Origin of the sequence: Breznakiella homolactica (assembly GCF_016616095.2) — a bacterium.
GTDB classification, from domain to species: domain Bacteria; phylum Spirochaetota; class Spirochaetia; order Treponematales; family Breznakiellaceae; genus Breznakiella; species Breznakiella homolactica.
In genome coordinates, this window is record NZ_CP067089.2 from 3,477,769 (window position 1) to 3,491,711 (window position 13,943).

The 13,943-nt window shown below is 47.1% G+C and carries 15 protein-coding genes; 1 reads left to right on the forward strand and 14 read right to left on the reverse strand.

Translation table 11 applies throughout. The features are described 5' to 3' along the window. Positions 1-13: 13 nt before the first annotated feature. Both JFL75_RS15645 and JFL75_RS15650 read right to left on the reverse strand, forming a co-directional pair. Positions 14-1,348, reverse strand: coding sequence for an ABC transporter substrate-binding protein (locus JFL75_RS15645; RefSeq protein WP_215627611.1), 1,335 nt, complete (start codon positions 1,346-1,348; stop codon positions 14-16). 28 nt (positions 1,349-1,376) lie between these two features. Then, the gene (locus JFL75_RS15650; protein WP_215627612.1) at positions 1,377-2,324 is read right to left on the reverse strand and encodes a uroporphyrinogen decarboxylase family protein; all 948 of its coding nucleotides are present in this window, start codon (positions 2,322-2,324) and stop codon (positions 1,377-1,379) included. A 99-nt stretch (positions 2,325-2,423) separates the two neighbouring features. Here JFL75_RS15650 and JFL75_RS15655 point away from each other — a divergent pair, with 99 nt between their 5' ends. Then, the gene (locus JFL75_RS15655) at positions 2,424-3,077 is read left to right on the forward strand and encodes a GntR family transcriptional regulator (RefSeq protein WP_215627613.1); all 654 of its coding nucleotides are present in this window, start codon (positions 2,424-2,426) and stop codon (positions 3,075-3,077) included. An 82-nt stretch (positions 3,078-3,159) separates the two neighbouring features. Here the strand turns inward: JFL75_RS15655 and JFL75_RS15660 are convergent, their stop codons facing one another. From JFL75_RS15660 to JFL75_RS15715, 12 genes are all read right to left on the reverse strand, one after another. Beyond that, positions 3,160-3,495, reverse strand: coding sequence for a hypothetical protein (locus JFL75_RS15660; RefSeq protein WP_215627614.1), 336 nt, complete (start codon positions 3,493-3,495; stop codon positions 3,160-3,162). Positions 3,496-3,497: 2 nt separating this feature from the next. After that, positions 3,498-3,980 carry a hypothetical protein gene (locus JFL75_RS15665; RefSeq protein WP_215627615.1) on the reverse strand — a complete coding sequence of 161 codons (483 nt, stop codon included), beginning with the start codon at positions 3,978-3,980 and terminating at the stop codon, positions 3,498-3,500. Between the two features lie 9 nt (positions 3,981-3,989). Beyond that, a complete protein-coding gene (locus tag JFL75_RS15670) occupies positions 3,990-6,239 on the reverse strand; it encodes a DUF5060 domain-containing protein (protein WP_215627616.1) in 2,250 nt (749 codons plus the stop codon). Beyond that, on the reverse strand, positions 6,239-6,808 hold the full coding sequence (locus JFL75_RS15675; protein ID WP_215627617.1) for a DUF2313 domain-containing protein: 570 nt from the start codon (positions 6,806-6,808) through the stop codon (positions 6,239-6,241). The genes JFL75_RS15670 and JFL75_RS15675 overlap by 1 nt, the downstream gene beginning before the upstream one ends. Next, entirely contained in the window at positions 6,790-7,869 is a 1,080-nt protein-coding gene (locus JFL75_RS15680) for a baseplate J/gp47 family protein (protein ID WP_215627618.1), read from the reverse strand. Before JFL75_RS15680 ends, JFL75_RS15675 begins: the two co-directional genes overlap by 19 nt. After that, entirely contained in the window at positions 7,859-8,197 is a 339-nt protein-coding gene (locus JFL75_RS15685) for a phage GP46 family protein (RefSeq protein ID WP_215627619.1), read from the reverse strand. Before JFL75_RS15685 ends, JFL75_RS15680 begins: the two co-directional genes overlap by 11 nt. 3 nt (positions 8,198-8,200) lie before the next feature. After that, on the reverse strand, positions 8,201-8,743 hold the full coding sequence (locus JFL75_RS15690) for a hypothetical protein (protein ID WP_215627620.1): 543 nt from the start codon (positions 8,741-8,743) through the stop codon (positions 8,201-8,203). Further along, complete coding sequence (locus JFL75_RS15695; RefSeq protein WP_215627621.1) at positions 8,740-9,768, reverse strand: hypothetical protein; 1,029 nt, start codon at positions 9,766-9,768, stop codon at positions 8,740-8,742. Before JFL75_RS15695 ends, JFL75_RS15690 begins: the two co-directional genes overlap by 4 nt. Next, positions 9,761-11,041: a DNA circularization N-terminal domain-containing protein gene (locus JFL75_RS15700; protein WP_215627622.1), complete on the reverse strand. Its 1,281-nt coding sequence runs from the start codon at positions 11,039-11,041 to the stop codon at positions 9,761-9,763. The genes JFL75_RS15695 and JFL75_RS15700 overlap by 8 nt, the downstream gene beginning before the upstream one ends. Further along, entirely contained in the window at positions 11,038-12,978 is a 1,941-nt protein-coding gene (locus tag JFL75_RS15705; RefSeq protein WP_215627623.1) for a hypothetical protein, read from the reverse strand. The genes JFL75_RS15700 and JFL75_RS15705 overlap by 4 nt, the downstream gene beginning before the upstream one ends. A 163-nt stretch (positions 12,979-13,141) precedes the next feature. After that, positions 13,142-13,486: a phage tail assembly protein gene (locus tag JFL75_RS15710; protein WP_215627624.1), complete on the reverse strand. Its 345-nt coding sequence runs from the start codon at positions 13,484-13,486 to the stop codon at positions 13,142-13,144. A gap of 102 nt (positions 13,487-13,588) precedes the next feature. Next, positions 13,589-13,942 carry a phage tail tube protein gene (locus JFL75_RS15715; protein ID WP_215627625.1) on the reverse strand — a complete coding sequence of 118 codons (354 nt, stop codon included), beginning with the start codon at positions 13,940-13,942 and terminating at the stop codon, positions 13,589-13,591. Between the last annotated feature and the right edge of the window lies 1 nt (position 13,943).

Here is a 13,943-nt window from a genome sequence, read left to right on the forward strand (position 1 = left end):
CGGCGCTGTTTTTTTATTTTGCTGAAGTTTTGCCGATCCTGTCCCGCAGGACCTTGCCCATATTCTGGATGGCCTGGTTCATGGTCTGGTCGCCGGCTACGTATTTTTCCAGCTCCGAGGAAATGATGCTGTCCGCTTCGGCGTCATCCACGGTCACCCGCATGTTTACCGCCGCGTCCTGGAGGCCGAACCCTTCGGCTTCCCGGAAGGACTGTCCGCCGTAATACGGGGACGGTTCTTTCCAGTAGGGATCATCCAGCATGGCGGTGGTAATGGGATTGGTGTAGGGCGCGTTCTGGGCTTCCATTTCATCGGTCCATTTTTTCCGGGAATCCGGATTGGTATGGAAGTCGAGCCACATGGCTTTGTACAGGTCCGCGTATTTTCCGTTGGGTTTGTTTACGATCGCTTCAATGGCGATAACCGGGGCGCCCCGCCTGCCGATATCCTGATACATCGGCGCCGGCCGCACCCGCCATTTTCCCGCCATGTCGGGAAGGTTCATTCTGAGGAATTCATCCCAGAACGCGCCGATATAGAAGGTGGCCACTTCGCCGTTTCTGCAGGATTCGTAGAGAGGCGGCTCCATGATCCGGGATTTGAGGAGCAGGTTTTCTTCAAAGAGGGTCGCGAATGTGGTGAAGGCCCGTTTCGCTCCGGGATCGGTGTCGATTACCACATTGCCCTGGTCGTCCCAGATTTTCGCTCCCGCCTGGGGCATCAGTCCCCGGCGGCCCCAGTAGCGCCAGGTCTGTGACCGGGGATCAACGTAAGAAAGGTACGTCTTGCCGCCGCTCAGACGTTTCAGTTTGCGGCCCACTTCAATATACCCGTCGAACGTGTCCATCTCGGCGGGATCAATGCCGTACTGCTCGAACAGTTCCGCGTTGTAGAAGATAAGCTGGGGTCTGAGGGATGTGGGCAGGGCAAAATATTTGCCCTTGTATTCAATTTCGTCGAAAGTGCCGGGAATAAAGAGGTTTTTGTTCTGATTGACGAAATCCGTCACATCCATGAGAACGCCGCCTTCAGCCAGTGCCTGCATGCTTACCGGCTGGGTCATGGTCACGTCGGGAAGATCATTATACGCCCCGGCGGTAAAGGACATCTGTATTTTCTGCCTGGCGTCGGCTTCACCTTCGGTCTGGATCATCTCAAAGGTGACGCCCTTGGTTGTATCCTGATGGTCCGCCAGGTAGTTGGTGAAAAACTTGGCCCAGTACTGGGGCTGTCCGTATCCGTACATAACCATTTTCCCTGCGGTGGATTCTTTCTTGGAGCAGGAAACCGCGGCCAGGGAAACCAGCATGGCTGCCAGTATGGCCAAACCGAAATACCTTTTTTTCATAACGAACTCCTTTCTATTTATTATAGTTTTATTTGCTATGGGCTGCTTCCACGGCCCACCGGATACGCTCCGGGGATATTTCCGTTGGAAGGGTACAGTCGGCGCCGAGGATAAAGGGAACATCCTTCATCCTGCCCCGGATATCCTGTACGGCTTTCTGAATGTCTCCGCAGGAACCATCCACGAGAATCCCTGAGCGGTCATCCAGGCCGCCGAGGATAATTTTACCTTTAAATATTTTTGCCCCTTCCTCCAGGTCCGGATTGGACTCATGGATCGCCCAGTTGATGATTGACGCGGGATAGTCCGCGTACAGGGGAAGGCGGACCTGGTCCTTGCAGATATGCAGTATGGAAATATCGGTCTTATCCTTAATAGCGTTCAGAACCAGCAGATCCAGTGGCTTTATCCATTCCTCGAACTGTTCCGCGCTGAACCGGTAATCCTCACCGCCCAGGGCCGCGTAGTAGATTCCCGCGGCTCCCGCGTCGAGGCAGGCCAGGGAAAAATCCGCCAGCCCTTCGGCGATGGCCCGCAGTCCTCCCAGGGTTGTCCTGGGATCGGTGAAGAGGCTTTCACTCACCGGATTTCCCCGGGAAAAACGGTCCTCCGCTACCCGGCAGGCGTGGAACGCCGACGCGAATACCCCGTGTATGGTGGCCACCAGGGGAACTTTGCCGCCGAGCCGGTCCGCCAGGGCCTTGATCACATCGATCTGCTGCTGCACGAACCCGGTCTGGGCGCTGAAAGGTTTTACGTACCGCCAGTCCGATGCCGCGGTGATATACGCCGGAACCGTAACCCGGTATTCATTCATGACCTTCAGGAAATCAACCCCGGTCCGGCCGAGAAAGGTGAGGTGGGCTTCGATAGCCTTTTTCCCGAAAAACGCCTCTTCGGGGAAGTGCAGCCAGAAGCCGGCGGGGATTCCGGTTCCGCCGGATCCCAGTTTTGAAAGTACGGCATGTGTATCCATATTTCCTGTTCCTTGTTTTAGAATATCTCTAATCATATTACAGATATAATTATTGATATGTCAAGAAAAATGTGATATACTTGCCCGCAAGGAATGGATATGCGGCCGGAAACACTAAAGAAACAGGTCTATGAGCGGATCCTCGATGGGATTATCCGGAAGGAATACCCCGTGGACAGCATTCTCAAGGAAAAGGAATTGTCCGACCAATTCGGGGTCAGCAAGGCGCCGGTCCGGGAAGCCCTGATTGAGCTCAGTAAAGAGGATATTGTCAGAAGCATCCCCCGGGCGGGGTACCGGATTGTCCAATTTACGGAAAAGGATATCCGGGAAGCCACGGAGCTGCGGCTCATGCTGGAGGTGCCTTCCGTGAGCCGTATTATCGGACAGATCAGGAAGGATGAAATCGAAAGACTCTATGCCATGGTGGATGAATTCAACTATACGAAACACGGCGTAACCGTTCCCCTGGATACCTGGTGGCACAACAACACCCGGTTTCACCTGGCCCTGAATGCCGCCGCCCGGAATACTCTGGTGACCGCCACCCTGGAGAATACCCTTCACCGGCTGTGGCGGGCCATTGCCCAGTTGTTCTGGACCGGCAACCCCGATGAATACCTCAGTTTTGAATCCGACACCCACCAGAGTCTGATCGCGGCAATAGAAGAGAAGAACCAGGCCGCGGCGGAGGATGTCCTGACCAGGGACGTTATTTCTATAGAAGAAAAGTTCAGTTTTAGGGGGCGTTAGGGCGGAGTGAACTATAGGAAATAAAATAGGCCCGGAAGGTTTCTTTCACCTCCGGGCCCAGATGACAGCTATCCAATCGGTATTATTGTATAAACAGGTTCCATATCAAAGCGCAGTCACCGGTTTGATTCCTGATGTGATAGAGCTGGCATCGGTTTGTTCTGCATTTTCCCATACTGAATAACGAAAAGGGACACCGGTTCCTGATGAAGACTGCTCCGTGCTGCAGGTATGAGAGGATATTTTTTCTGCCAAACGTCCAGGCGGTCAATGTTCCTTCATCGGTTTTTACCATAATACAGGATTCCGACAGTGAAGAATCCCGGGTTACCGTGATGTCTTCTTTTTGCTGCAGGGAACACTTTCTGAACGCTTTGCTGATTACCGGGTAATCCCGCTCTGTGGTACGGATATCCATACTTATCCCAACTCCACAACTTCGCAGGTTTCGGGATCGGTCTTAATCTCCCGGAACAGATCCAGCAGGGACGTGTCGGTACTGAACAAGGTTGCTGCCAGCCGTTCCTCTATATCATCTGCGGGGTTTGCTTTCATTATTTCCACCGGTTCCTGAGCTTCACCCTGGACCACCGTTTCATATTCGGGATTTTCTTCAAAGGATTTAAATCTGGAGTAATCGGCGAAATATTCCGTGATGGCCCTATAGGTATGTTCAATTAACTCTTTATTGTTCATATCCTTTAGACTGGCCCACAATACCGGATTCAGTTCTTTTGAAACACTGAAGCCGTAACTTTTCCGCAGTTCAGCGTTTTCCCCGGACCATTGTGAACCGTACGCCACATCAAAAAGCAGGGTGAAGAACAGCTGGTTCTGTTCCCGGTTGATCTGCCGGGAGATTTCCCGGATGATAAAATCCTTAACTTTGATTCCATAAATCATGATTTCCTCCTATGAGCATTTGCGGATAAAAATAACCGAATAGTACGGGTTTCGGATGCTGATGGCCGCACCGCTTCCGGTATTACCGGAGTTACCGGTGTGCTGAGTTATTGTTATTGCGTGATTATGGGATGCTGATTCGGTTCCAGAACTTCCAGTATGAATGTGAGATGCATCCAGATCTGCACCATTCATAGTAAATCCACCAGATCCAGTTGGTGTTGCTAAATTACCGTTGTCTTTCATTATATCTCCACTAACACCTCTCATCAAAAACTGTTTGCCGGTTAATGTTGTTTTGTTGATAGTAATACTGTGTGAATGATTTGCAGATTGATTCCCTGAAGATGCACTATGGGTATGATTAATACTATGATTGTGTACCGGCATCTGAGCTGCGGATAAAGTAATTGAAGCACTGCCCCCTGCCGCACCTGCATTGGCTAGCACCTTCCCCATGGGGAACCGGTCCACCATATTGGGACATCCCTTTGCGGCGTTTTCCGGAATACAGGCGTACCATCCGGGAATAGTGACATTATCCGTCCATGTACCGCTGGCTCCGACCCCGGTTTTGTTCGCGTCATACATGATGATTGTTCCAACAGGCAGGTAGTTCCGGACTGACGCTAATGTTGCAATATCATCGGCCGCAGCCGGAGCTGTGACCTTTGCTCTTCCTGATGCGTCTCTCTTGATAATGGTATTCGCCGTATTGGCATTGGTTGCGCCTTTTACAGACTCAGCCTCTTTTTGATTTATCCACCCAGTCCACTCTCCCAATGAAGGAGCTATTAAATAACACTTCCATTCTCCTGAGCCGTCATAATTTTTCCAGGTTAGAATCCTGCCGCTTCCGTTTGTAAAATTTATTTCAACGATTAACTTCCCAGCTTTAATCCCGGGAAACGCATTAACAAATGTTTGCGCAACGCCATTCATCGAGCAACGATAATGGCCTGGGGCTAATGATAAGTCATGCAGGTCTGTTCCGTTAGTTTCCAGGATAAACGGATTTCCAATAGTCCCGGGCTGCCAGGAGTTTACTATCGGGATAGTAAACGCTCTAGAGGCCATTGAAGGTGTGGCCGTAACTGTTGATACTGCCGTTATCCGGTTCTGCCGGATACCGTTTGGTGCCTGTCCCATTGTGCTTGGTTCGCCGGCAGTTAAACATTCCAGGAAATATGTTTCGAAATTTCCACGTTTGGGTAAGTAAAACCGGACATACCCATCCGTATGTACGTAAATCTGTATAGCTCGAAGTTGGGCGCCAAGGTTTATTTGAGCAGGATTAAGCCACTGCGGACCGGACTGATAGTTATATACTTGGATCTTGGTATCTATCGGGACTTTTGTGCTATAACCATTCCCCGTGATAAATAAATTAATCATCCCCTGGGCGGTCCCTGGGATATCCGTTTCGATGACAATCCCTGAAGACAACTCATTCCAATTATAAATTGCGGCCTTCTGGTCTTCGATTTTTGCACCTATTGCGGCGCGAATAAAATCAAATACCTGTTTAGTCTGAGGCTGGACAGTAATCCCCTGTTCAGTGTACGGTACCGTTTTTATATCCCAACTACTCCCCCAGTCGTTTCGTATTTCGTAGACCGCCCCTCCGCGGAGCCAGACAACAGCCCGGGAGGCATTTGTCATTTGGCTGTACCCAATTGGGTTAGTTGAACCGGAAACATAGTGCATAGATCTTGTGAGGCAGATTGATTCAGCCTTTGATATTCCCCATCCACTGCTATTAATAAGCATCTCCATAATTGCTGAGGGATGTTTTGCTGGATGTGTCGACCACGGTACCTGCGTGCGGAGCCAATCAATATTTACTGATAGCCGAAACAGACTTTTTGCACTATCATTATCGTCGCTGCCACCGATCTTTGAGGTGCTCACCACCGGATAATAGGTATCCCGGTTATACGTGGCTGCGGAAAGATCGATAATTTTCGGTTTAAGCTGAAATCCGTCCGACCGCGCGGTCCCTTTATATACGGGATCCTTTACAAGCTTTATAAGCTGGTCGATGCTCTCTGTATTGGGAGTTCCGCCCATTTCCGTTATGAGGCTGGAAATATTGTCCAGCACTAAGTTCATTGTTTCCGCCGGAATAAAGCTTGGTTTTTTTGAGGGATCCGTAAAACTGCCGTTGGTGAATTTTCCTGTTTCAGTATCGAGTCCCGGCCAAGTGATTTCTTCTCCGAATATCTCGATGGTTTGTTCATCCGGGTACATGCCTGCCATTATTTACCTCCACTGTAAAAAAAGAATGCTATCTGGTTTGCCAGCAGCCTGTTTCTTATCTGCTGTTCAAACAGTTCCTTGTTGGTTTCCGGGGATTCCGTAGCTTCAATGTAAAGCACGGAGAATGCCGCTGGTCCCGCAATTCGTTCAATGCCAAATCTTGAAAAACCGGTAAATCCCGGTTTGTAGGGGAAGTATACCCGGTGTAAAGCCACCCCATGGAATTTCGCGATGCTGCTCAGGATTTCGAAATTCACCTTTGGGGTTTTATGGGCTAGCAGCAGTTCCCGGCGGACCTCCAGATCCAGTTGGCGATTATCTTCTGTGCCGTATAAGTCCTCCCAATGGTCAAATGTTTCCGACGCAGTATGGATAATACTTTCCCTTTGAAGATCAGCCATACGCTGCCGGAACCGGTATAATTCCTCAATCCTTGTTTTTATAATATTGAAGAGATCACCTTCAGTATCTTCTATCCGCTTTTCCCAGTATGGCCCCCGGGGAAAGAGCTGCTTTATCGCTTCAATATACTTTTCTCTATCTTTGTCTATTAGTCCAAGGTTCCCCATGTTACTTCCTCCAGCTTCGGAAACTCTTCCACTGTGTAACTGATATCATTCCTGTCAATACCGTTAAGTAAAACCGAAGCTCTGCTGATAGTGCGGCCGTCAATAATCACATCTTCAAGGTCAACAGCTTTCATAATCCATCCCGGTGCCGCCCGTTTGTCAAGAAAAAACTTAATCCGCTCAATAATTTCCTCCTGGCTTTGCTGAGATATTTCATCCTGACGAAGAAGAACCTTTGGAGAAAAAGAAAGAAGTTTTGGGGTCCTCACGGTGATCATAATTGGGGGCGCTGCTTTATTGATAAATGAAGTGATCTCTTCAAGGTTTCCTACAGGAACAATAGTTCCGGCGCTGTTTTTTCCTACACACTGAATCAGGAGGGCTCCAAAGACACTGAAGTTCTTGAATTCCCATGCTTTATAAACCTGTGAATTTGCCCGTTTAGCCCATATAGCGAAGTCACCGGGTTTGCCGTACAGGCCTGTTTCTTTAAGAGTTTCCTTAATTCTTGTAAGATACTGCTCATCGGTTTCACCATCATGCCCTCCGATTATACCTTTGGCATCTATCTGCGCAGTTGAATCGATGCCTCTCCGTAACGATGATACAATTGAAAGTTTCGTACCACCTTGGAGGTTTGAGTCTTCTCCGGACTTTTCGGCTTTTACTCTTACTGTAACAGTTCTGTCTTCCTGTATGGTATATGCTGATTCGGTAAAGTAACGCTTGCCCGATGGAGATGAAAAGACTATACCTGCCGGCACCGGTGTCCCCGGTTCTCCGGTTACAATTACGTTTCCTACCGCGGTTACCGCATAGAGGGGCGGTACTTGGTCAGACCAGTGGAGCCTAAGATAGTCACCGGTGGCGGTATCAGGAAAAATTTGTTCCGAAAGGAATTCCAGATCCCCCAGGAGCTGGTGGTACATGCCTGCTTCCGCGCTTGCGAGAACTTTAAGTAGATTGTACCGGGGTGTTTTTTCCAATGGCTTGAACCGGCTCATGTAGTTTTTGTATACCCGGTCCTGCAATGTAGCTAATGAATCACGTTTAAATGCCATTCCACACATCCTTTATTGTTAAGCTCGTACCGTCAGGCCGTGAAACCTGAAGGCTGTATGCAATTGTATCCTTACCCGCCTGGAATGCTTCACAGCTGATCTCTGCGGCAAGCCCATCTTCCTTCAGCCACCAAAGGCAATCCAGGATCATCTGCTGCACCATCCCGGTAGTTTTCCCATCTACCTTTCCGGTCTGTCGTAGTTTCCATAACTCGCTGCCAAATGTGGGATCACCCCACCAGGTTCCTTTATCTGTTCCAATACACATAAGAACTAGTTCCCGTATATCTGTCCATTGTTCAAGTTTTACCGTGCTTGTTTCTGTCATAGATTATCCTGTTTTTATGTTTTCAGTTTTTGATGAAGAAAGATCCAATCGTACATTTGCTAAATTTGTTGAAGCAAAGACTTCAGCGGTTCCCGCTCCTAAACTTCCGGCACAAGCCCCGGTGTGGCCGTGTGTTTGTATCGCCGTCCATAATTGCTGCAGCGAGTTGTTTAATTCATCCCAGGTAACAAATCTTTTTGAATTGCCATTAATCTCTACAGTTCCGTCAGCCCGGCAGATAATCGAACTGCCGCCTTCACTGTATACGGCCGTATCTCCGTCATTCAATTCAGGGGCTGACTCGACCGATGTGACCGGCAGTATTTCTATGGAATCAAAATTCCCTCCACCGCAAAGGATACTTATTTTCCCTTTTGTTGCCTTTGTAATAAAACCGTATGGAAAAGCTTCTTTTCCTTCAAGTATTCTGCCGTAACATGTCCGTACCCGGATGGTTCCGTTATCATTTCGTTTTTCAAGTTCTCCCGGTGTAAAAAGATTCCGTATTCTGGCGGTAAGCTGTTTCAATACTCCGTCAAAACTCATGTATACACCTCCGGTTTAAGCAATGTTATGGTGCTTTCCACCAATGCGGTCTCTGCGTAATAATCAACCTGGGAAATCAGAAAATTTCCTGACAGCCCGGCATTAGGAATATCAAGAGGGACAATTGAACAGGGGTTCCAGAGAACTTCTTCCATATGTGTGTTGCCATAGGGTAATGTATGATCGTTGTTTGGACCCCAGCCGGTGACCATGACCTGGACTTTGTTTTGGCGGCGTCTTTGCATTTCCGTCTTCGCCCTGCGCCGGAGTTTTGCTTCGTCAATACTGCGGTCTGTCAAATTAATTGTCATTACCCTTCCTGCCGGACATTGTTCATCAACCGCAATGGTTTCATAATCGGCGCCCTTAATGATGTATTCATGGAACTGCTCAAAACCACTTTCTATTGTCTGAATGTGTTTCAATGATTTACCCTCGGCAAGAAGAAATTTGTTATTTACTTTCCACCCGACGGGATTAATCAACTGGATATTTCCCTGCTCATTCGATGTGATTATAAATCCCTGGTTATCAGCCTCTGTAAGCAGTCTGGTCCAGGGGGATTCATTTTCCCAGGAGAAAGAAGGGACCGGCTGGCTCGTGTTTCCTCCGGCGGGGATGTGTTCGACTGTGATACCGAATTTTGATCCAATGGTTTTTACTATTGTAAGCAAATCTGCTTTGCCCTGAACGGTATCCGACCAGGTTGAGTCCACCAGATCGCGGGCAGGAGATCGCCCTATGACGGTTAAACTCCGATGATTTGCTTCACTTTTTTCGCATACTTCATCGACACATATAGTGGTAACGAGGTTTCGTGAAGCTGTTGCCGATACTGCTCCGTTGAAATAATGGACTGTTAATCTGTCGTGTTTATGTATTTTATCACGTTCACTTACCGGAATGTACATTTCAAGGTAGTGGCACAATTCATCAAGAGTTTTTCTAATCCTGATCCGTTCCCAGGTTATTTCTTTGGATAGGTTGGTGTTACTTGAAACTGACTGAACTACAATCCTAGACATAGATTACTTCACCTTCAACCAGAAAAGAATCTGAGAAATTATTGAGTCGCCGGAGTTTTTTCTCATCACAGGAGAGCATCTGCGCAAGGAAGGGAAGTGGTATGGGGGTTTTTATAAATGTTGTAAGTTCCGCCGCAATATTTTTTGATGATAATTCTTCGGCAACGGTCATAAAAATTTCCTGAACCGCGGTATAAATATTTGTATCATCCATATTTATGCTGCCCTCCAGGTCCTGGAGGAGTTTCCAATATGAATTAATTTGGCTGAATGTAGGATCCTCCAGTTTAGTCATAAGCTGGCTCGCCGCACTGAAAGCTGTTATCTTAAACAGCCTTTCAGCTTCTTCTTTGATTACCTGTTGTTTTATAGTTACTGTGTCCACATCAAGAAAAAAGTTTTTTACTCCCAGTAATTGCTGAAGCATATTCTTGACATTGTCTTTTATTGTGAAAAATAATTCCGGATCATCAAAGGTATCACGAATTTTTATTATTCCATCGACAATCTGTTTGCCTGAATCAAATAAAGCGGAGGCCAGTTTTCTGGGATTCCGTTCACCTTGGGCAAGGAGATTAGTAATTGAAGAAAGGCCGCCGGTAATTTCATTAAGACTGCTTCTTGACCCTTGAATCCGTCCTGCAATATCCAGAAGGCTGGTTTTGATTTGTGTAAATGAATCTGCTATTGTGTCAGGGGCGTTTATTCCGTCTACTGCACTTTCAAATGCCAAAACTGCCGCATCTTTTAAGGAATCCGCTGTGTTCTCAAGTTTGTTGAATAAACCCATGACGCCGGTTGTGTCCCTGCGCTGAAGTTCAGGCATTCCTGTCCTGGTGAGGCCGATCGAGACTTCACATTGACCGTTCTTTCCTCCGGACTCCGAGACATCCCAGTTGGTGACAATTACCGGGAAGCGGCCCCAGAGCGGTAGTTCCAGGTACCCCGGATCTTCATCACTGGTAAGAATCCGCAGCGACTCAATCAGGGTATTGCGCTCTTTTATATAATTGTCGCCACGGAGATATCCGGTTACTAAAAGGGTCTGTGGTTTTTCATTCCGCGGGACGTTGCTCCAATAACCCATGGTTGGATATTCAGAGGTATCTACCGAGAAGCCTCCAGTCAGTTTAGTCGTACCAAGAATGAAAGGAACCGGGGTTTTACCGGGTGCCTGGTAGGAAGATTTCCGTGGACTGTCTTTCTCATTATATCGGTATGCTTCTCTCCAGATTTCCGTAAAAGGCTTAGGTAAGGCGGGGGTGAAATTCATAATGCTAACCTCCGTGCTTCTGCGGTTGACCCTGTATTAAAACGGGCTGTCATTGTATTTTCTGCAATCGACTGTGACGCCGTAATTCGTTCGTCGCTGATTATTATCTTTGTCAGTATTTCTGCTTTTCCCTCAGATTCCGGTATAAAATTGCCGGAGGGAATTGAAGGAAGTACTGAAATTTCTTCTGCCAATGCGGGGGGAACCACTGTATCTGATAAAATATCCTCACTTATTACCGCCGAGCCGGTTGTATTGCTTATGCTGATTTCATCCTGAGCGATTGGTATTTCATCTGTTTTGAAATTACTTGTTCCATGGAAAGATGATTCAGTTTCATCTCTGGTAATTACCGAAGAACCGTGAAAATCAGACAAGCCCGTTCTTTTCTTTGTCTGGATTCCGAATAATCCTGCAGCTTTGTCTTTCAGAGAATTGAACACTCCGTTTAAAAATCCGCCGATTTTTTTGTTTCCCGTGGTATTGCCGTGTCCGGCAACGGAACCAGTCAATGAAGCTATTACACTTCCCGCAGAACCGGAAAAACCGCTCAGGATATTTTTTATAGTTTCAAAATGATCTTCGCCGGTAAACGCTTTCTTTGCTTCATCAATTACCCGGGAAAAATCGAATGGTTTGATTGAACTGCTATCAGTTTCAGTAATGCCAAAGACAGAACTAAACATACCGGAAGCTTTAGTTTTTCTTAAATCAAAGGCTCCGCTGAAAAATCCTCCAATTTTTGTTTTTCCGATAGCACTGTCAGGACCGAGAATTGAATCAGCAAATGAACCGATGATGCCTCCGGCGGATCCGGAAAAACCACTCAAGGCGTTTTTTGCCATTTCTAACAGATTGCCGCCGGTTATCGTTTCTTTTATCCCGTTGAATAAATCAGGAAGAGAAGAAAGGCTGCTGAAAAAAGCTCCTGTTCCTTCTGCTCCTGTAGCGTGGTTGAATAAATCTTTGCCGAGATCGATAATAGAACCACCATTCTTTACCTTATTGAAAATTCCAGATAATGCATCTCCATCAAAAATCTGTTTCACAAAGTCCCAGCTGTTTTGTCCAATATCAAAAATGCCTGTTAGTTGTTCTTTTAAAGGATCGAAGTGCTGTAACTGTTCTCCAAAAGTGTTCTGTAGTTTTTCCCGGAGTTCCGATACTGAACTGTCAATGGAAAAGTCAGCAAATGTACTTCTGATTGCTTCCCCAAAATTTTTTACATCACCAATTTTTGTTTTTACCGAATCCGTAAAATCTAATATTTGGCTGATTTGGTTCGCTCCTGCATAACCACTGGCAGCATATTCTGTTAAGATATTTTCTATTTTATCAAAATTTATTTTTGAAAGGTCCATGTTTGACAGATCAAATTCTTCAACACCGGACCAAAGTGCCTTACCCAACACTGAAAGCTGCGATGCCTTGTTCAGGAACTCATCCTTAACTGCCAGAGCTTCTGCAATATATTCGGATCCGGGGTTTCCGCTTTCACTATAGTTCTGCAGTTTACTGAGAACCATACCAAGCTTATCCGGAGACTTGCTGAATTCAGCGGCAAATGACGCAATTTCTTCAGTAATGCCAATGGCGCCGGTTAGAAGATTCTCAGCCTCAGGAATATGAAGGGTTTCGAAAATATTGTTTTTAAATTCGAGAATTTTTTCATCCGTTGTTTCGGCATTTATCCCGATATTTGTTAATATCGAATCCAGGAAAGGAATATTTTTTGACAAAGCACCGAAACCGAATTCGCCTCCAACTTTATCTGCGAGGGACATAAACTGGGAAAAGTAATCACCAGCCAGGGTTAATCCACCGGCAGCACCGGATGAAAATTCCGATACTGTATTTCCCATTTCGTCAACAGCCCTGATGAATTGATCGCGGAGCGATTCCATGGCTGATTGTATTTCGTATTGTATCTCCGCCATTATGTAAGTCCTTTGATGGTTTTATAGACTGTGATTGATTTGCTGTGCCACATTTTTAATTCCGCCCAGGAGAAATTAACCACAGTTTCATATTGCATGCCCGGCAGCAGGGTCAGCAGCTCAGTGACCATCCTGACAAGGTGTTCACTGAGCTCGGTGAATGTTAGACCTCTGCTGCCCTCGGAGGGTTTTGTACGGGTTCCCTTTTCTCTGGTTCTGATTGCTTTCCGCTTTTCTTTGAGACTTTATCAGGATCTAACCCATAGAACGCCGCATAAACCCGGGCAAGTACAACCCTTATTTTTGCCCAGTCTTCTAAGGATATTTCCTGAAGAAGAATTTCCGGTTCCCCCGAAAGCGCTGAAAGTAGGGCAATGTCTGCGCCGATGGTGGTTATTTCATGGCCATCGGTCCTGATCATATGCCGCACTTTGGGGTCCTGCAGGGTTAACTCGCAAATTGTCCGTTCTCCCTTTGTAATCGGATGGATTAGTTCTATGCTTTTCATTTCTTGTCCTTGGTTGAATAGTGTTTTTATTTCAATGCTATGGCTGCATTCCGGAGAAAGGGATTTGGCAGAATTTTTCAATCCGGCCAAATCCCGAATATTTTAGACCAGTTTCTCCGACTTGGCGCTCTGGTATGTGACCTTAAGTTCGCCGGTGCCGAGTTCTACCGCATCGGTGACCCACGCATTGGGCATGGTATGTTCCGACCCACCAGAAAGAATGATAGTAAGGGTATCGTTGGAAATATCCCGGAAGTCCTGCGGATCCAGGGAGGCGTTCAGAGTAAGGCTCAGTTCCGCCGCGGTGGGGGATTCGGTATATCCCGTATTTTCAGCTACTTCACCCAACTGGGTCTCCCGTTTGTAGGCTCCGGGCTTAAAAGTTCCGCCTCCTTCCTTGAGGGGAAGTTCTCCCAGGACGGAAGATATTACCCGTTTTACTTTATTAAGAATCATG